The 17,330-nt window shown below is 69.4% G+C and carries 13 protein-coding genes and 1 pseudogene; 10 read left to right on the plus strand and 4 right to left on the minus strand.

Annotated elements, in window-relative coordinates; genetic code table 11:
* Positions 1-4 precede the first annotated feature (4 nt).
* The 7 genes and pseudogenes from M8R19_RS02385 (at position 5) to M8R19_RS33385 (ending at position 7,946) form a co-directional block, all read left to right on the plus strand.
* Positions 5-1,090 (plus strand): ABC transporter ATP-binding protein, encoded by a 1,086-nt coding sequence (locus M8R19_RS02385; RefSeq protein ID WP_058072226.1) that lies wholly within the window; start codon positions 5-7, stop codon positions 1,088-1,090.
* Positions 1,091-1,149: 59 nt separating this feature from the next.
* Entirely contained in the window at positions 1,150-2,265 is a 1,116-nt protein-coding gene (locus tag M8R19_RS02390; RefSeq protein ID WP_249916897.1) for an ABC transporter substrate-binding protein, read from the plus strand.
* Positions 2,266-2,274: 9 nt separating this feature from the next.
* Positions 2,275-3,108 carry an ABC transporter permease gene (locus M8R19_RS02395; RefSeq protein WP_116423246.1) on the plus strand — a complete coding sequence of 278 codons (834 nt, stop codon included), beginning with the start codon at positions 2,275-2,277 and terminating at the stop codon, positions 3,106-3,108.
* Positions 3,109-3,118: 10 nt separating this feature from the next.
* On the plus strand, positions 3,119-3,934 hold the full coding sequence (locus tag M8R19_RS02400; protein ID WP_009622674.1) for an ABC transporter permease: 816 nt from the start codon (positions 3,119-3,121) through the stop codon (positions 3,932-3,934).
* A gap of 460 nt (positions 3,935-4,394) precedes the next feature.
* Positions 4,395-5,720 carry an alginate export family protein gene (locus M8R19_RS02405; protein WP_074978727.1) on the plus strand — a complete coding sequence of 442 codons (1,326 nt, stop codon included), beginning with the start codon at positions 4,395-4,397 and terminating at the stop codon, positions 5,718-5,720.
* Positions 5,721-6,701: 981 nt separating this feature from the next.
* Positions 6,702-7,088: pseudogene (locus M8R19_RS33380) on the plus strand (HAMP domain-containing protein); the annotation flags it as partial.
* A 129-nt stretch (positions 7,089-7,217) separates the two neighbouring features.
* Entirely contained in the window at positions 7,218-7,946 is a 729-nt protein-coding gene (locus M8R19_RS33385; RefSeq protein WP_371263879.1) for a methyl-accepting chemotaxis protein, read from the plus strand.
* On the opposite strand, the gene qhpG is transcribed toward M8R19_RS33385, so the two are convergent.
* The 4 genes from qhpG to M8R19_RS02430 form a co-directional block, all read right to left on the minus strand.
* Positions 7,947-9,254: a flavin-dependent monooxygenase QhpG gene (gene qhpG / locus M8R19_RS02415; protein ID WP_249916899.1), complete on the minus strand. Its 1,308-nt coding sequence runs from the start codon at positions 9,252-9,254 to the stop codon at positions 7,947-7,949. It lies immediately after the preceding gene.
* 220 nt (positions 9,255-9,474) lie between these two features.
* Positions 9,475-10,143, minus strand: coding sequence for a subtilisin-like serine protease QhpE (gene qhpE, locus M8R19_RS02420; protein WP_349654694.1), 669 nt, complete (start codon positions 10,141-10,143; stop codon positions 9,475-9,477).
* Positions 10,136-11,869: an ABC transporter ATP-binding protein gene (locus M8R19_RS02425; protein WP_249916900.1), complete on the minus strand. Its 1,734-nt coding sequence runs from the start codon at positions 11,867-11,869 to the stop codon at positions 10,136-10,138. Before M8R19_RS02425 ends, qhpE begins: the two co-directional genes overlap by 8 nt.
* Positions 11,869-13,776 carry a sigma-54-dependent Fis family transcriptional regulator gene (locus M8R19_RS02430; protein ID WP_488454472.1) on the minus strand — a complete coding sequence of 636 codons (1,908 nt, stop codon included), beginning with the start codon at positions 13,774-13,776 and terminating at the stop codon, positions 11,869-11,871. The genes M8R19_RS02425 and M8R19_RS02430 overlap by 1 nt, the downstream gene beginning before the upstream one ends.
* 210 nt (positions 13,777-13,986) lie before the next feature.
* On the opposite strand from M8R19_RS02430, the gene M8R19_RS02435 reads away from it, so the two are divergent.
* From M8R19_RS02435 to M8R19_RS02445, 3 genes are all read left to right on the plus strand, one after another.
* Positions 13,987-14,379: a MerR family transcriptional regulator gene (locus tag M8R19_RS02435; protein ID WP_009622686.1), complete on the plus strand. Its 393-nt coding sequence runs from the start codon at positions 13,987-13,989 to the stop codon at positions 14,377-14,379.
* Positions 14,380-14,422: 43 nt separating this feature from the next.
* Positions 14,423-15,586, plus strand: a complete 1,164-nt coding sequence (locus M8R19_RS02440; protein WP_069864550.1) for an isovaleryl-CoA dehydrogenase — start codon at positions 14,423-14,425, stop codon at positions 15,584-15,586.
* 92 nt (positions 15,587-15,678) lie between these two features.
* Positions 15,679-17,286: a carboxyl transferase domain-containing protein gene (locus M8R19_RS02445; protein WP_249916902.1), complete on the plus strand. Its 1,608-nt coding sequence runs from the start codon at positions 15,679-15,681 to the stop codon at positions 17,284-17,286.
* Positions 17,287-17,330: the final 44 nt, after the last annotated feature.

A 17,330-nucleotide genomic window follows, 5' to 3' on the forward strand; every position in this document is an offset into this window, starting at 1 on the left:
TGCAGTGGAGCGACAGCCCCAACTTCGTGCCATCGACATCGGCAAGCGCTATGGCGATTTCCGTGCCCTGAGCGATGTGTCCATCGATATCCAGCAGGGCGAGTTCCTCACCCTCCTCGGCCCCTCCGGCTCCGGCAAGACCACCTTCCTGATGATCCTCGCCGGCTTCCAGGACCCGTCCAGCGGGCGCCTCGAAGCCCTCGGCCAGGACATCACCCGGCGCCCGGCGGAGAAGCGCAACTTCGGCATGGTGTTCCAGGGCTACGCGCTGTTCCCGCACATGAGCATCGACGACAACGTCGCCTTCCCGCTGAAAATCCGTGGCGTCAAAGCCGAGGAACGCAACCGCCGGGTGCGCCACATGCTCGAAGTGGTGGGCCTGGGCGAGCACCGCGGCAAGCGCCCCGGCGAGCTCTCCGGCGGCCAGCAGCAGCGCGTGGCCATCGCCCGCGCGCTGGTGTTCGAGCCCGACCTGCTGCTGCTCGACGAACCCCTCTCGGCGCTGGACAAGAACCTGCGCGAGCAGCTGCAGGCCGAACTGCAGCGCATCCACCGCCAGGTCGGCACCACCTTCGTGTTCGTCACCCACGACCAGAACGAGGCGCTGGCGCTGTCCACCCGCATCGCCATCTTCAACCGCGGCCAGGTGGCGCAGATCGACACCCCGCAGGCCATCTACAACCAGCCCGCCAACCGCTTCGTCGCCGAGTTCCTCGGCAAGATGAACCTGTTCCCGCTGAGCCAGGTGGGCCGCGCCGGCGCCCTCGCCTGCGGGCGTTTCGGCGACGCCCAGCTGCACGCCGAACCCTCCGCCGCCCTGGAGGCCGCCGCGCCGCTGCTGGCGGTGCGCCCCGAGCACATGCAGTTGCACAGCGCGCCGCCGCAGGTGGAAGGCCACAACGTGGTGCAGGCGGTGCTGACCGCCAAGACCTACCAGGGCGCCAGCACCGAGCTGGGCCTGGCCACCGCCGCCGAGGGCGCGCTGCCCATGAGCCTGGCGGTGCACGCCGAGCACCAGGCCGCGCGCCTGGACCAGGGCGCCCGCGTGTGGCTGAGCTGGCCGATCGAGAAGAGCCTGCTGCTCGCCTGATTCCCGGGGCGCCCGCGCGCCCTCCCCCTTTTCGCCATCCCCGCCTGGGAGCTGCATTCATGTTCAACCCGCATCAGCAAGACTGCATCGAAGTCCTCATGGAAAAGGCCCGCCGCGGGCAGATCGACCGCCGCACCTTCCTCAAGGGCATGGGCCTGCTGGCCGCCCTGCCCCTGGCGCTGCGCAGCGGCGTCAGCTTCGCCGCCGGCGACAAGCCGCTGGTGGTGGTGAACTGGGGCGGCGACGCCATCAAGGCGTTCGGCAAGGCCTGGACCGAGGGCTTTTCCAAGAGCACCGGCATCCCGGTGAAGATCGACGGCAGCGGCCCCACCGAGGGCGCCATCCGCACCCAGATGAGCAGCGGCCGGGTGAGCTGGGACGTGGTCGACGCGGAAAGCTCCATCCTGCAGAACCTGGGCAAGGAAAACCTGGTGGAGCCGATCGACTACAGCGTCGTCTCCAGGGACAAGGTGCTGCCGGGCTTCGCCTACGAATACGGCATCGCCGACTACATGCTCAGCTACGTGATCGCCTACGACAGCGAGCGCTTCGGCGACAAGGCGCCGAAGACCTGGAAGGACTTCTGGGACGTGCAGGCCTTCCCCGGCAAGCGCACCCTGTACAAGTGGATGAACGGCATGCTGGAGGCCGCGCTGCTGGCCGACGGCGTGCCGGCGGACCAGCTCTACCCGCTGGACGTGCCGCGCGCGCTGAAGAAGATCGACGAACTCAAGCCGCACATCCTGGCCTTCTGGGGCTCGGGCGCCGAGACCCAGCAACTGCTGATCGAGGGTGAAGTGAGCATGGGCGCCGTCTGGAACACCCGCGCCCAGGTCATCACCGAGGACAGCGAGGGCCGCATCAAGTGGACCTTCGACAACGCCCTGCTGGGCTGCAGCAACTGGGGCGTGCTCAAGGGCAACCCGGCGGGCAAGGACGCGGCCATGCGCTTCATCGCCTACGCCCAGGACCCGCAGTCCCAGGTGGAGCTGTTCAAGCTGTTCGGCAACGGCCCGGCCAACCCGGCCGCCGCCGCGCTCATCCCGGCCGACCGCAAGCACCTGAACTGCACCGACCCGGACAACCTGCCCAGGCAGATCATGCTCAGCCACGAGTGGTACACCGACCACTACGCCGTGGCCCTGGAGCAGTACCTGACCCACGTTTCCAAGTGAGGTGAGCCCATGGCGGAGAACCCCTCGCGGCTGAAGCTGGCCCTGCTGCTGGCGCCGCTGCCGCTGGTGCTGCTGCTGTTCTACGTGCTGCCCTTCGCCGGGGTGGTGGGCTGGAGCTTCAGCCTGCCCACCCCGGGCATCGAGCAGTACCAGCGCATCGCCAGCGACCCGGCGATCCACGACGTGCTCTGGCGCACCTTCCGCCTGTGCACCACGGTGAGCGTGGTGTCGCTGCTGATCGCCTACCTGATGGCCTACTGCTGGGTGTACAGCCCGCCGTTCTGGCAGCGCATGGTGGAAATCTGCGTGTTCATCCCCTTCTGGCTGTCGGTGCTGGTGCGCGCCTTCGGCTGGCTGATCGCCCTGCGCAGCAACGGCCTGCTCAACGGCTGGCTGCAGGCGCTGGGCATCACCAGCGAGCCCTTGCAGCTGACGCGCAACGAGCTGGGGGTGGTGATCGGCATGGTCCACTTCATGGTGCCCTTCGCGCTGTTCCCGCTGGTGTCGACCATGCGCCGCCTCGACCCGCGCGTGCTGCTGGCCGCCCGCGGCCTGGGCGCCGGGCAGTTGCGCACCTTCTGGAGCATCTTCGTGCCGCAGACGGTGCCCGGCATCCTCGGCGCCTTCATCATCGTCTTCGTGTTCTGCCTGGGCTTCTTCATCACCCCGGCGATCCTCGGCGGCGGGCAGACGGTGATGGTGGCCGAGTACGTCTACCTGCAGATGTTCCAGACCAGCAACTGGGGCCTGGGCGCGGCGCTCTCGGTGGTGCTGCTGGCGCTGGTGGCGGGGCTGATCTGGGCGCTGCTGCGCATGACCCGCGTCGACAAGCTGGTGGGATGAGGAAAGCCGAATGAACGCACACGAAAGCCGCGCGCCGAGCCGCCTGCTCGCCGCCATGGCGATGATCTTCATGCTGTTCCCGCTGCTGGCGGTGATCCCGGTGTCCTTCACCGGCAAGCGTTTCCTCTCCATGCCCGACGGCAACTGGTCGCTGCGCCACTACAAGGCCCTGCTGGACAGCCCCGAGTGGCTCTCGGCGGTGGGCCAGAGCCTGGTGGTGGCCAGCGCCGCCTGCGTGGTCGCCACCGCCCTGGCGGTGAGCTTCGCCCTGGGCATCTGGTACCTGCGCTCGCGCTGGGCGGCGCTGCTGATCGGCCTGGTGCTGCTGCCCATGGCCATCCCGCCGATGATCTCGGCGATGGTGCTGTACTTCATGGAAACCACGGTGAGCAAGTTCGCCCCCGGCCTGGGCTACGACACCCTGTTCGGCCTGACCATCGCGCACATCGTGATGGTGGTGCCCTACGGCGTGGTGACCATGCTGGTGGCCCTGAGCCAACTGGACCGGCGCATCGAACTGGCCGCGCGCAACCTCGGCGCCAGCCTGGCGCAGACCACCTTCCTGGTGGTGCTGCCGAACCTCAAGCTGGGCGTGGCCAGCACCGCACTGCTGTGCTTCGCACTCTCCTGGGAAGAGATCGCGGTGACGCTGTTCGTCACCAGCACCGAGGTCAACACCCTGCCGCGGCAGATCTGGTCCGGCCTGCGCGACAACATCGACCCGGCGGTGGCGGCCATCTCGGTGCTGCTGATCGCCATCACCCTCCTCGCCCTGCTCGGCCGCATGCTCGCCGGGCGCGCCGCCGCCAAGCCGGCCGGGCACTGAGCAGCCAAGCCGGCGGCGTTGTCCGGGGGATTGTCGGCGCCCCGGACAGCGCCGCCGGCTGGGCTTCCCCACGAGCGCATGGCCCGGAGCCACCGGGAAGCCATCGCGGACGGAGTCCGCTCCTACGCCCGAGTTTCCCTGCCACGTAGGAGCGGACCTTGTCCGCGATAGCCGGGGGTTCCGGCGCGGTTCGCGGATGAGATCCGCTCCTACGCTGCGCCACTCACACCATTCCCATGTAGGAGCGCGCCCTGCGCGCGAATCGCAGGCAGGGCCTGCTCCTACAGGTTTCCGTGAGGCACCTGTCCCACCGCAGAAGCGGACTCTCTCCGCGATCCCGCAGACATCTGGCAAGCACATCCAAGCACTTGGCAGACAGGCACAAGGCCAGCAGCGCCCATGGCCTTAGCATCCCAGGCAGTTTCGTCCCCTGCCAACAATAACGATACGGATGCACGCCATGACCCGATCCACCGTCCTGCGCCCGACGCTGCTCGCCCTGCTGATCGCGGGCAGCGGCCAGGCCAGCGCCTATTCGCTGTATTCCACCGACGACACCCACCTCAACGCCGACCTCACCGCGGTCTACGCGCTGCTGCACAGCCAGGAGAACTATGCGCAGAGCGGCACCAAGGGCAAAGGCTCGTCCTATTGGCAGGAAGGCTTCATCAAGTACGGCCTCAGCGGCGACCAGCGCCTGGGCGGCGCCGGCAGCGTGTATGGCGCCTTCGCCCTGCTCAGCTCGGCGACCTGGGGCGATGGCGACGCCGCCGGCTTCACCGACGGCTCCGAGCGCACCACCAAGATCGAGGACGCCTACCTGGGCTGGCGCTCGGGCACGCTGTTCCCGGTGCTGGGCGAGGACGGCATCGACTTCTCCTTCGGCCGCCAGAACATCGTGGTCGGCGACGGCTTCCTGATCAACGGCGACGCCCTCAACTTCGGCAATGGCCTGGCCGACGGCATGTTCGACCGCGGCGGCGCCTACTACCTGGCCGGCCGCCGCAGCTTCGACGAGACCGCGGTGCTGCGCATCGGCGGCAAGCAGGGTTGGCGCGGCGACATCATGCGCCTGAAGTCCGACAACCCGGCCCAGGCCAAGCCCGAGCTGTACGTCGGCACCCTGGAGCACGTCAGTGACGCCGGCACCCTGGGCCTGACCTACATCGACGTCACCGACATCGACGAGCAGTACGCCTCCCCCGCCCAACTCGACCGCAAGGACATGAAGACCTACAGCCTGCGCGGCCAGGGCAACGCCGGCGTGGAGAACCTGTTCCTCTCCGGCGAGTACGCCTGGCAGGACAAGCGCCATGCCGACGACGAGAACGCCTGGTACCTGGAGGCCGGCTGGACCTTCGCCGACGCCGCCTGGAAGCCCTACGTCAGCTACCGCTTCAGCCGCTTCTCCGAAGGCTTCGACCCGCTGTTCTACGGCTTCAGCCGCGGCTTCGGCACCTGGTTCCAGGGCGAGGTGGCGGGCAACTACTCCGGCCCCTTCAACAGCAACACCCGCGTCCACAACGTCGGCGCCAGAATCCAGCCGACGGAGACCTTCGACGTCGGCCTGCAGTGGTTCCGCTTCGACACCATCGACAAGGACCTGGGCAACCTCGGCGGCCACGAGATCGACCTGTACGCCGACTGGACCGTCAGCCCGCACCTGACCATCACCCCGCTGGTCGGCGTGTACAAGCCGAAGAAGAGCGCCGAGCAAGGCGGCACCCAGATCGGCGGCAACGACGACAACCTCTACACCCAGCTGATCTTCACCAGCACCTTCTAAGCCACAAGCCACGAACCCGCCTCCGCGCCACCGCCGGCCCCCATCCCGGCGGTGGCGCGCCGGCGGGTTTCGCGGTTTCCAGGGAGGCCTCCCATGCGCAGCATCCACTCCACCCTCCAGGGCCGCATCACCTGGCTCGCCGGCCTGTGCCTGCTGGGCATCGCCGCCACCCTGATCGGCCTGTCGCTGTACCAGGCGCGCCAGGACAGCCAGGTGATCGCCGAGGACAGCGGCAAGCTGTTCGCCGGGGCCGCCCACGCCAGCCTGCAGACCCAGGGGCAGGTGCAGGCCCTGCAACTGCAACGCCAGTTGCAGGACAAGCTGCTGCTCGGCGAGGGCCTGTCGCGCACCCTGCAGGCGCTGCGCGAGCAGCAGCGCCTGGGCAACCTCGACGCCGAGGCGCTGCGGCGCAAGGTGGTCGCCGAGATGGGCGGCACCCTGGCCGCGCACCCGGAGCTTCTGGGGCTGTTCGTGGTCTTCGGCGTCGATGCCCTGGACGGCGCCGATGCCCGCTTCAAGGCCCGCGACGAGCTGGGCAGCAACGAGAACGGCCGCTTCACCCTGTACCTGCTGCGCAGCGGCGGCCAGCAGCAGAACGTGGTCGGCACCGAGCAGGTGCTGGCCGACACCACCCCCGGCCCCAGCGGCCAGCCGTACAACGCCTTCTTCACCTGCTCGCGGGACAGCCTGCAGCCCTGCGTGCTCGATCCCTACTTCGACGACGCCTCCGGGCAGCGCCGGCTGGTCACCAGCATCACCCTGCCGCTGCTGGAGGACGGCAAGTTCGTCGCCGCGGTCGGCTTCGACATCGACCTCGCGGCGCTGCAGCAGAGCAGCGTCGAGGGCAGCCGCCAGTTGTTCGACGGCCAGGGGCGCATCCGCATCCTCAGCCCCAACGGCCTGCTGGCCAGCGACAGCGCCAACGCCGCCGGCCTCGGCCAGCCGTTCAAGGACGCGGCGCTGCCCCAGTTGCTGGGCGACATGGCCCAGGGCCGCTCGCTGACCTACGACCAGGGCGAGGACGTGAGCGTGCTCGCCAGCCTGGCGCCGCTGGCCGGCGCCAAGCCCTGGGGCATCCTGCTCAGCGTGCCCCGGCAGGTGCTGCTGGCCCCGGCGCAATCGCTGAAGCACACCCTGGAGGGCCTGCGCGCGCGCAGCACCTGGCTGGAAATCGGCCTGGGCGCGCTGGTGGCGCTGTTCGGCCTGGGCATCATCACCCTCACCGCCCGCGGCATCAGCCGGCCGATCCTCGGCCTTGCGCGCATGCTGGAGGACATCGCCGACGGCGAAGGCGACCTCACCCGCCGCCTGGACTACCCGCGCCACGATGAGCTGGGCCGCCTGGCCCTGGCCTTCAACCGCTTCCTCGACAAGCTGCAGCCGAGCATCGCCGCGGTGCAGACCGCCAGCGGCGAGGCCCGCGCCGGCGCCGACCAGACCGCCGCCATCGCCCGCCAGACCAGCGACGGCATCCAGCAGCAGTTCCGCGAGATCGACATGGTCGCCACCGCGCTGCAGGAGATGTCCGCCACCGCCAACGCCTCGGCGCAGAGCGCGGCCAGCGCCGCCCAGGCCGCCAGCGAGGCCGAACGCGCCAGCCAGCAGGGCTACGCCACCATCGAGGCCACCAGCGCCGGTATCGACGCTTTGGCTGGCGACATGAACCAGGCCATGGGCGAGCTGCAGAACCTGGCCAGCAGCAACGAGCAGATCGGCGCGATCCTCGAAGTGATCCAGAGCATCGCCGCGCAGACCAACCTGCTGGCGCTCAACGCCGCCATCGAGGCGGCGCGGGCCGGCGAATCCGGGCGCGGCTTCGCCGTGGTCGCCGACGAGGTGCGCGGCCTGGCCAGGCGCACCCAGGACTCAGTGGAAGAGATTCGCGGGGTGATCGAGAACCTGCAGGCGCGCAGCCTGTCGGTGGCCGACGCCATGCACGCCAGCTACCGCCAGGCCCAGGACAACGTGCAGCAGGCGCGCCAGGCGATAGACGCGCTGCAACGCATCACCGGCGCGGTGAACCTGATCAGCGACATGAACCTGCAGATCGCCAGCGCCGCCGAGGAGCAGAGCAGCGTGGCCGAGGAGATCGGCCGCAACATCGGCGCCATCCGCGACGTGACCCAGGCCCTGTCGGACCAGGCCGAGCGCTCGGCGCACCTGAGCCAGCAGCTGAACCACAGCGCCGAGCAGCAGCACCGCCTGGTGCAGCAGTTCAAGGCCTGATCAGCGCGGGCGGTAGCCCTGGCTCAGCAGCCAGCCCTGGAAGATGCGCCGCTGCTGCTCCGGCAGCGCGGCCAGCACCTGCTCCTGCGGCTCGCTGCGCAGGCGCCGCAGCCAGGGCGCCAGCTCCAGGCCCTGCAGGTGCCAGATGCCCAGGGGCTGGTCGGGGCTGACCACCACCTCGGCCTCGTCCACCAGGCCGTCGCGCAGCACCGGGGCGCGCTCGATGCGCAGGGCCTCGAAGTCCGCCGCGGCGTGGCTGGGCACCGCGTCCGGCCAGGCGCGGCGGGCCTGCCAGAAGGGCTGCTCGGCCCATTGTCTTTCTTCGGCATAGAAGTCGCGGCCAACGCGGGCGAAGCGCAGGAACAGCTGCTCCACCCGGCGCTGGTGGAAACGCTTGGCCAACTCGGCGCGCTGCGGGGCGCGCAACAGCGTGTTGATGACAGCGGGCGCCTGCAACGCCGAGGACAGCGACTGGAAGATGCCGTTACCGGACAGCGGGTCCACCGCCATGGCCGCATCGCCCACGCGAATCCAGTTCTCGCCGCAGGCCTCCAGGCAGAGGATCGGCGTGCTGCTGCGGGCGTGCAGTTCCAGGTCCTGTTCGGGGTGGCCGCCGAAGAATGCCTGGCTGAGTGCGGAGCGCTGGCGCCGTTCGCGGCAGTAGTCGAGTAGTTGCTCCTTGGGCGGCAGCGCGCTGCTGGCCACGTCCAGGGTCAACTGCCAGTAGCAGCGCCCGTCGGCCAGCCGCGCCATCCACGCCCAGCCATCGGCCAGGCTCTGCACCGCGCTGGCCACCGGCCCCCGCGCACCCTGCCAGCGGCTGAGCAGGCTGAGGGTTTCCGGGCCGCGACGGGCCTTGCCGGCCTTCTGGTTCAGCGGCGCCTGGCGGCCGCGGGCTTCGACGAGGAAAGGGGTGTGCAGGTGCTGGCCGCTTTCCAGGCGCACGTGGTGGCCCGTGGCGTCGGACTCCACGCCGAGCACGCGGTCTTCCAGCACCTGGATACCGGCGTCGTGCAGGTCCTGGCGCAGGCCCTGGTCGAACAGCGGGCGGTCGAGGATGAATTCGACGTTCTGCGCGCTTTCGCTGCCGTTCCAGTTCACCCGGCGTTGCGAAGGCGGCGCGGTGCAGGCCAGGGCGTGATTGAGGCCGGCGTGACGCAGGCCGTCGAGGACGCGCTGGGAGACGCCTTCGACGGCGGCGAAGCGGCGCCATTCGCTGATGACGGTGACGGGATGGCCGAGGCGGTGGAGGCCGATGGCCGTGGCTGCTCCGGCGGGGCCGGCGCCGAGGATCAGGATTGGGGGCATGGGGGTGTTCGCTGGGGGGTTTGGTGTTGGCTGTGGGGCCGCGCCCTCTCCCCAGCCCTCTCCCTGAAGGGAGAGGGGGCCGTTCGGTGCGAGCTTGAATTCCGAGTCATCCTGCTACTCCGACGTGGCCGGCGGAATGTCGAACCTCGCAGCCACTCCGAACAGTCCCCTCTCCCTTCAGGGAGAGGGTTAGGGAGAGGGAAAGGAACCCCAACCCCACTCATAAACTCACCTTCCGCTCGATCCCCTTGTAAGCAGCCCCCTCCCGCATCAACGCCAACAATTCTTCATTCGACACCCCCGGCCGCTCCCCCAGCAAAGCCACCAGATGCCCACAAAACGCCGCGCAACCAAGACTCGCCCCCGCCTGCCCCCCAACCCACACGGCCGCCCCGAAATCCGCCTGCGCACTCCCCAGCCACGACCATTCCCCCTCGCCACAACGCGCATCCCCAGTCACCCGCACCACCCCCGGATAGGCCGCCGGAAACACCGGCTCACCCCGCGCCGGGCTCGACGCGCAGACCAGAACGCCCGCCTCCACCAGTTCGGCGACGGCCTCGCGGAGGATCGGCCGATCCTGGCGCACACCCAGACTCAGGTTGACCACGCGCGCACCCTGCCCGCCTAGCCACTGCAACGCAGCCGCGATCTGCAGCGGGCTGGTCACACCGCGCCCATCGAACACCTGGGCCACGCTGAAACGCGCTTGCGGAGCGCGGGAAAGTACCGCCTGGATCACCGCCGAGCCATGACCCAAAACATCGGCCGCCAATGGCAGTCGCTCTACTCCCTCATCGGCCAGACAGAAACGCTGCCCAGCCACCACGCAACCCGCCTGCTCCATGGCATGACCGCTGTCGACCACCCCCACCCGCACCTCAGCCACCCTGCCCTCCCACGGCCACCAGCGGCACCTCGCGCACGCTCAGCCGGCCGTCCTGCAGCTCCAGGCGCAGGTCGGCCTCGGCCAATGTCGAAGGGCGGTGGCTGACGAGGATGCGCGTGCGCCCGGCGAACAGTCGGTCGATGGCCGCTATCACCTCGCGCTCGGTGCTTTCGTCCACCTGCGAGGTGGCTTCGTCGAGGATCAGCACCAGCGGGGCCTGCAGCAGCGCGCGGGCGATGGCGACGCGCTGCTTCTGCCCGCCGGACAATTGCTGGCCGCGCTCGCCCAGGGGGCTGTCGAGGCCTTCGGGCAGGCTGGCGATCAGGCCGTCCAGCTGCGCCAGGGTCGCTACCCTTTCGATTTCTTCACGGCTGACGTGGGGCGCGCTGTACGACAGGTTGTCCGCCAGGCTGCCGCGGAACAGCACCAGCTCCTGGCTGACCACGGCGATGCGCCGGCGCAGCTCGAACAGGTCCAGCTCGCGCAGGTCCACGCCGTCCAGCAGGATGCGCCCCTGGTCCGGGTCGTAGAAGCGTTGCAGCAGGTCGGTCAGGGTCGACTTGCCGACGCCCGAGGGCCCGCTCAGAGCCACCTTGCGCCCGGCCGGGATGCAGGCGTCCACCTGGTCCAGCAAGGGTTGGCTGCGGCCGGCGTGGTTGAAGCTCACGCTTTCCAGGCGCAGTTCGCCGACGCTCGGCATCGGCCTGGGCTGCGCCGGCGACGCCACGCCCGGCGCCTCGCCGCGCAGCTCCATCACCCGGCCCAGGCTGACGGTCATGCGTTGCAGCGCCACGTACAGGCCGAGCAGGCTCTGCACCGGGCCGATGGCCATGCCCAGGTAGGTGGAGAAGGCGATCAGCGAGCCCAGTTGCCAGGTGCCCTGCACCACCCAGTAGCCGCCGACCAGGAAGGCGCAGGCGCGCGACAGCGACATCAGCGTCCCCGGCAGCGCCTGGGTGAAGAACTCGGTCAGTTGCAGGCGCAGCAACTGGCCCAGGTAGCCCTGCCCCAGGCCCTCCAGGCGCTGCGCCTCGCGGCCCTGCTGGCCGGCGGACTGGATGAATTTCATCGCCGGCAGGGTCTCGACGAAGAACGACGACAGGTCGGCCGAGCGCTCGCGCAGCTGGCGCGCCTCGCGCTCGACCTTCTTGCGCATCCAGCGCAGCCAGAGCACGTCCAGCGGGATGAGCACGGCGACCAGCAGCGACAGTTGCCAACTGAGCGTCAGCAGCAATGCCAGCGAGCCGACCAGGCCAATCACGGCGGACACCGCGGAGAACAGCGAGTCCACCGCGAAGCGCTGGATTTCGGCCACGTCGCCGTCCAGCCGCGACATCAGGTCGCCGATGCGGCGGCGGGCGAAGAAGGTCGGCGACAGGCTCTGCAGGTGGCGGTACAGCGCATCGCGCAGGGCGAACAGGATGCGCCCGGAGAGCCGCGTGTGCAGGTAGCGGTTGAGCCCCGACAGCACGGTGCCGACCAGCCCGACCACGATCATCACCCCGGCCAGCAGCGCCAGCAGGGGGAAGTCGCGGGCCAGCAGGCCGTCGTCGATCAGCAGCTTGGTCAGCCAGGGTTGCGCCAGGGCCAGCAGCGAGGCGCACAGGGCCAGGCCGAGCAGGCCGAGGATGGCCAGGCGCTGCGGGCGGACGAAGCCGTACAGCCAGTGCAGCGCCTCCTTGAGGGCCTTGGGGTCGTCGCTGTCGATCAGGCGGGTGAAGAACATCAGCCGCCCTTCAGTTGCTTGAGCTTGCGGTACAGGGTGGCGCGGCTGATGCCCAGGGCGTCGGCGGCCGCCGAGACGTTGCCCTGGTGGCGGTCCAGGGCCTGGCGGATCAGCTCCATCTCGGTCTCGCGGATGCGCCCGCAGGGCTGCCGCTCGCCGGCGGCGAGTTCTTCCAGGGTGCTGTCCGGCAGGTGTTCCAGGCCCAGGGTGTTTTCGCCCGGCTCGCGCATGGCCAGGGCGGTGCGCAGCACCATTTCCAGCTGGCGGATGTTGCCCGGCCAGTGGTAGTCGGCCAGCAGCGCGAAGAGTTCGTCGTCCAGCCGCGCCTCGGGCGCGCCCAGCTTGGCCAGCAGGCCCTGGGCCAGCTGGCCGAGGTCGTCGCGCTCGCGCAGGGCCGGCAGGCGCACGCTGATGCCGTTGACGCGGTAGTAGAGGTCTTCGCGGAAGTGCTTCTCTTCCACCTGGCGCTTGAGGTCGCGGTGGGTGGCGCAGATCAGCGCCACGTCTATGTCCTGCTCCTCGCCCGCGCCCAGCGGCGCCACCTTGCGCTCCTGCAGCACGCGCAGCAGGCGGGCCTGCAGGGCCAGGGGCATGTCGCCGATCTCGTCGAGGAACAGGGTGCCGCCGTGGGCCTGCTGCAGGCGGCCGACCATGCCGCCGCGGCGCGAGCCGGTGAAGGCGCCCTCGCGGTAGCCGAACAGTTCGGATTCGATCAGCCCTTCGGGGATGGCCGCGCAGTTCACCGCGATGAACGGCTTGCCGGAGCGCGCACTGCTCTGGTGCAGGGCGCGCGCCACCACTTCCTTGCCGCTGCCGGTCTCGCCCAGCAGCAGCACCGGCAGTTCGTTCAGCAGGCCCTGGCGGGCCATGCGCAACGCGCGGGCGTAGCGCGGGTTGCCGCCGGCCAGGGCTTCCAGGTCCGGCGCGGCCGGGGCCGGGCGTTGCGGCTGGCGCGCCGGCACCGACACCGCGCTGGCGCGCAGCGGCGCCTGCAGCACCTTGTAGAAGAACTCGCCCTTGGCCGTCTGCAGGCTGCCCAGGGCGCCGGATTGCAGGCGCGCGAGCAATTGCTCGCCCCTGGCGCCCAGCAGGTCTTCGCAGCGGCGCCCGACCAGCGTTTCGCGCGGTGCGCCGAGCAACTGGCAGGCCGGCGTGCTGAGGGCCAGGATGCGGCCCTCCAGGCTCAGCGCCAGCAGGCCCTGCCAGGGCGAATCCAGGTACTGGCGGCGGCTGTGGAAGGACAGCACCACCTGCCCCGGGAAGCTGGCGGCGAACAGCCGCTCCTCGATCTGCACCGCGGCGCGGTTGAGCAGGCTGAGGCTTTCCACCGGGCCGGCCAGGGGGCCTTCGCGGGTCAGGTCGAGCACCCCGAGCAGATTGCCCCGGGGGCAGCTGATGGGCACGGAGGTGCAGGAGAAGCGGCTGAGCCGTTCCAAGTAGTGCTCGCCGCAGTCGATCTGGGTGGCGCGGCCTTCCACCAGGGCGGTGCCCAGGGCGTTGGTGCCGCGCGCGGCCTCGCTCCAGCAGGCGCCCGGGGTGATGTCTTCCAGGCCGATGCGGCGCAGGCGCTCGTGGGCGCCGGCCACCGAGACGATGGTGGCGTCGGCGTTGGCCAGGATCACCAGGGCGTCGTGGCCCTGGCGCTGGCGCAGGAAGTCCAGCTCGGGGGTGGCGGCGTCGAGCAGCAGGCGGTTGTTCTCCAGCAGCAGCTCGATGCCGGCGCGGTTGTCCAGTTCCTGGTCGTTGCTGCTGCCGCAGTCCAGGCCGTGGCCCAGGCTGCGCCGCCAGGAGGCGTCGATTTCCTCGCGCAGCACGCCGGCGGGTAGCTCGCCCTCGCGCTGCAGGCGTTCGCGGGCCCGGTGGGCCTCGCGCAGCAGGTCGCTGCCTATTGTTCTTGTCATGTCGATCTCGGCTCCGCTTGCCCGCGCGGTGCGTTGCCGCGCGGGACGTCAGGCTGGTCAGGGACTGTCTACACCCGTCCTCCCCTCCAGTAAAGAGGAGCCTCGGCTGCCCGGCAACGCACGCAATTAGCGGGCCAGGCGGCCGGCGGCGAAGTGATTGACAGTCCCTCGGCGCAGGTTTACGTTAACGTAAAGGTAAACGAACGAGCAAGCCCGATGCCGACCACCTACAGTATTTCCGACCTGGCCCGCGAACTGGACGTGACCACCCGCGCCATCCGCTTCTACGAGGAGCAGGGCATGCTCAGCCCCGAGCGCCGCGGCCAGGAACGCATCTACAGCCCCAAGGACCTGGTGGCGCTGAAGCTGATCCTGCGCGGCAAGCGCATCGGCTTCTCGCTGGCCGAGTGCAAGGAGCTGATCGACCTCTACGACCCCAGCAGCGGCAACCGCAAGCAGCTCGAGACCTTCATGGGCAAGATCGCCGCGCGCCGCGCGCAGCTGGAGCAGCAGTTGCTCGACATCGAGCAGATGAAGCTGGAACTGGACACGGCCGAGGAACGCTGCCTGGCGGCCCTGGCCGAGACCGAGAAGAAACAGCGCGCCTGAGCGCGCCCTACCCTTATCCAAGTACAAGAAAGCAGGTGCAACCATGAGCTACCCGTCCCTCAACTTCGGCCTCGGCGAAACCATCGACATGCTCCGCGAGCAGGTGCAGGGCTTCGTCGCCAGCGAACTGGCCCCGCGCGCCGCACAGATCGACGCCGACAACCTGTTCCCCATGGACATGTGGAAGAAGTTCGGTGACATGGGCCTGCTCGGCATCACCGTCGCGGAGGAATACGGCGGCGCCAACATGGGCTACCTGGCCCACGTCATCGCCATCGAGGAAATCAGCCGCGGCTCGGCCTCGGTCGGCCTGTCCTACGGCGCGCACTCCAACCTGTGCGTCAACCAGATCAAGCGCAACGGCAATGCCGAGCAGAAGGCCAAGTACCTGCCCAAGCTGATCAGCGGCGAGCACGTCGGCGCGCTGGCCATGAGCGAGCCCAACGCCGGCTCCGACGTGGTGTCCATGAAGCTGCGCGCCGACAAGCGCGGCGACCGCTTCGTGCTCAACGGCAGCAAGACCTGGATCACCAACGGCCCGGACGCCAACACCTACGTGATCTACGCCAAGACCGAGCCGGAAAAGGGCGCCCACGGCATCACCGCGTTCATCGTCGAGCGCGACTGGAAGGGCTTCAGCCGCGGCAACAAGTTCGACAAGCTGGGCATGCGCGGCTCGAACACCTGCGAGCTGTTCTTCGATGACGTGGAAGTGCCGGAAGAGAACGTGCTGGGCGCGGTCAACGGCGGCGTGAAGGTGCTGATGAGCGGCCTGGACTACGAGCGCGTGGTTCTTGCGGGCGGCCCGATCGGCATCATGCAGGCGTGCATGGACGTGATCGTCCCCTACATCCACGACCGCAAGCAGTTCGGCCAGAGCATCGGCGAATTCCAGCTGATCCAGGGCAAGGTCGCCGACATGTACACCCAGCTCAACGCCAGCCGCGCCTACCTGTACGCCGTGGCCCAGGCCTGCGACCGTGGCGAGACCACCCGCAAGGACGCCGCCGGGGTGATCCTCTACACCGCTGAGCGCGCGACGCAAATGGCCCTGGACGCCATCCAGATCCTCGGCGGCAACGGCTACATCAACGAGTTCCCCACCGGCCGCCTGCTGCGCGACGCCAAGCTCTACGAGATCGGCGCCGGCACCAGCGAGATCCGCCGCATGCTGATCGGCCGCGAACTCTTCAACGAAACCAAATAACGATAAAAGCCGCTGGAGGCTGAAGGCTGGACGAAAAAGCCGCTCCAGTCCTCGTCCAGCCTCCAGCCTACAGCGCTCTTCTCGAGGTTTTCATGGCCCTACTGCATACCCAGATCAACCCGCGCTCCCCGGAATACGCCGCCAACGCCGCGACCATGCTGGAGGGCGTCCAGGACCTGCGCGCCCTGCTCGGCCGCGTGCATGAAGGCGGCGGCGCCGCCGCCCAGGCCAAGCACAGCGCGCGCGGCAAGCTGCTGGTGCGCGAGCGCATCAACCGCCTGCTCGACGCCGGCTCGCCGTTCCTCGAAGTCTCCGCCCTCGCCGCCCATGAGGTGTACGGCGAGGACGTGGCCGCCGCCGGCGTGGTCGCCGGCATCGGCCGCGTGGAAGGCGTGGAATGCATGATCGTCGGCAACGACGCCACGGTGAAAGGCGGCAGCTACTACCCGCTGACCGTGAAGAAGCATCTGCGCGCCCAGGCCATCGCCCAGCAGAACCGCCTGCCGTGCATCTACCTGGTGGACTCCGGCGGCGCCAACCTGCCGCGCCAGGACGAGGTGTTCCCCGACCGCGAGCACTTCGGGCGGATCTTCTTCAACCAGGCCAACATGAGCGCCCAGGGCATCCCGCAGATCGCCGTGGTGATGGGCTCGTGCACCGCCGGCGGCGCCTACGTGCCGGCGATGAGCGACGAGACCATCATGGTCCGCGAGCAGGCCACCATCTTCCTCGCCGGCCCGCCGCTGGTGAAGGCCGCCACCGGCGAGGTGGTCAGCGCCGAGGACCTGGGCGGCGCCGACGTGCACTGCAAGACTTCCGGCGTGGCCGACCACTACGCCGAGGACGACGAGCACGCCCTGGCCATCGCCCGCCGCTGCATCGCCAACCTCAACTGGACCAAGCGCGGCAAGCTCAATACCCTGGCCCCGCGCGCGCCGCTGTACCCGGCCGAGGAGCTGTACGGCGTCATTCCGGTGGACAGCAAGCAGCCGTTCGACGTGCGCGAGATCATCGCCCGCCTGGTCGACGGCAGCGAGTTCGACGAGTTCAAGGCGCTGTTCGGCACCACCCTGGTGTGCGGCTTCGCCCACCTGCACGGCTACCCCATCGCCATCCTGGCGAACAACGGCATCCTCTTCGCCGAGGCCGCGCAGAAAGGCGCGCACTTCATCGAACTGGCCTGCCAGCGCGGCATCCCGCTGCTGTTCCTGCAGAACATCACCGGCTTCATGGTCGGCCAGAAGTACGAGGCTGGCGGCATCGCCAAGCACGGCGCCAAGCTGGTCACCGCGGTGGCCTGCGCCCAGGTGCCGAAGTTCACCGTGATCATCGGCGGCAGCTTCGGCGCCGGCAACTACGGCATGTGCGGCCGCGCCTACGACCCGCGCTTCCTGTGGATGTGGCCCAACGCGCGGATCGGCGTGATGGGCGGCGAACAGGCCGCGGGCGTGCTGGCCCAGGTCAAGCGCGAGCAGGCCGAGCGCGCCGGCAACACGCTGAGCGCCGAGGACGAGACGAAGATCAAGGCGCCGATCCTCGCCCAGTACGAGCGCCAGGGGCACCCCTACTACTCCAGCGCGCGGCTGTGGGACGACGGCGTGATCGACCCGGCGCAGACCCGCGAAGTGCTCGCCCTGGCCCTGTCCGCCTCGCTCAACGCGCCCATCGAGCCGACCCGCTTCGGCATCTTCCGCATGTGACTCGAAGCCGCAAGCACCAAGCCTCAAGCTGCAAGCGCCACTCC

The sequence above is a fragment of the Pseudomonas sp. R3.Fl genome, from assembly GCF_023516765.1.
In the GTDB taxonomy this organism is placed as follows: domain Bacteria; phylum Pseudomonadota; class Gammaproteobacteria; order Pseudomonadales; family Pseudomonadaceae; genus Pseudomonas; species Pseudomonas citronellolis.

Bases quoted from the DNA above. Each gene is read 5' to 3' on its own strand.
- M8R19_RS02390 (WP_249916897.1), top strand. From the start codon at position 1,150: ATGTTCAACCCGCATCAGCAAGACTGCATCGAAGTCCTCATGGAAAAG.
- M8R19_RS02395 (WP_116423246.1), top strand. From the start codon at position 2,275: ATGGCGGAGAACCCCTCGCGGCTGAAGCTGGCCCTGCTGCTGGCGCCG.
- M8R19_RS02400 (WP_009622674.1), top strand. From the start codon at position 3,119: ATGAACGCACACGAAAGCCGCGCGCCGAGCCGCCTGCTCGCCGCCATG.
- M8R19_RS02405 (WP_074978727.1), top strand. From the start codon at position 4,395: ATGACCCGATCCACCGTCCTGCGCCCGACGCTGCTCGCCCTGCTGATC.
- M8R19_RS33385 (WP_371263879.1), top strand. From the start codon at position 7,218: ATGGTCGCCACCGCGCTGCAGGAGATGTCCGCCACCGCCAACGCCTCG.
- qhpG (WP_249916899.1), bottom strand. From the start codon at position 9,254: ATGCCCCCAATCCTGATCCTCGGCGCCGGCCCCGCCGGAGCAGCCACG.
- M8R19_RS02425 (WP_249916900.1), bottom strand. From the start codon at position 11,869: ATGTTCTTCACCCGCCTGATCGACAGCGACGACCCCAAGGCCCTCAAG.
- M8R19_RS02435 (WP_009622686.1), top strand. From the start codon at position 13,987: ATGCCGACCACCTACAGTATTTCCGACCTGGCCCGCGAACTGGACGTG.
- M8R19_RS02440 (WP_069864550.1), top strand. From the start codon at position 14,423: ATGAGCTACCCGTCCCTCAACTTCGGCCTCGGCGAAACCATCGACATG.
- M8R19_RS02445 (WP_249916902.1), top strand. From the start codon at position 15,679: ATGGCCCTACTGCATACCCAGATCAACCCGCGCTCCCCGGAATACGCC.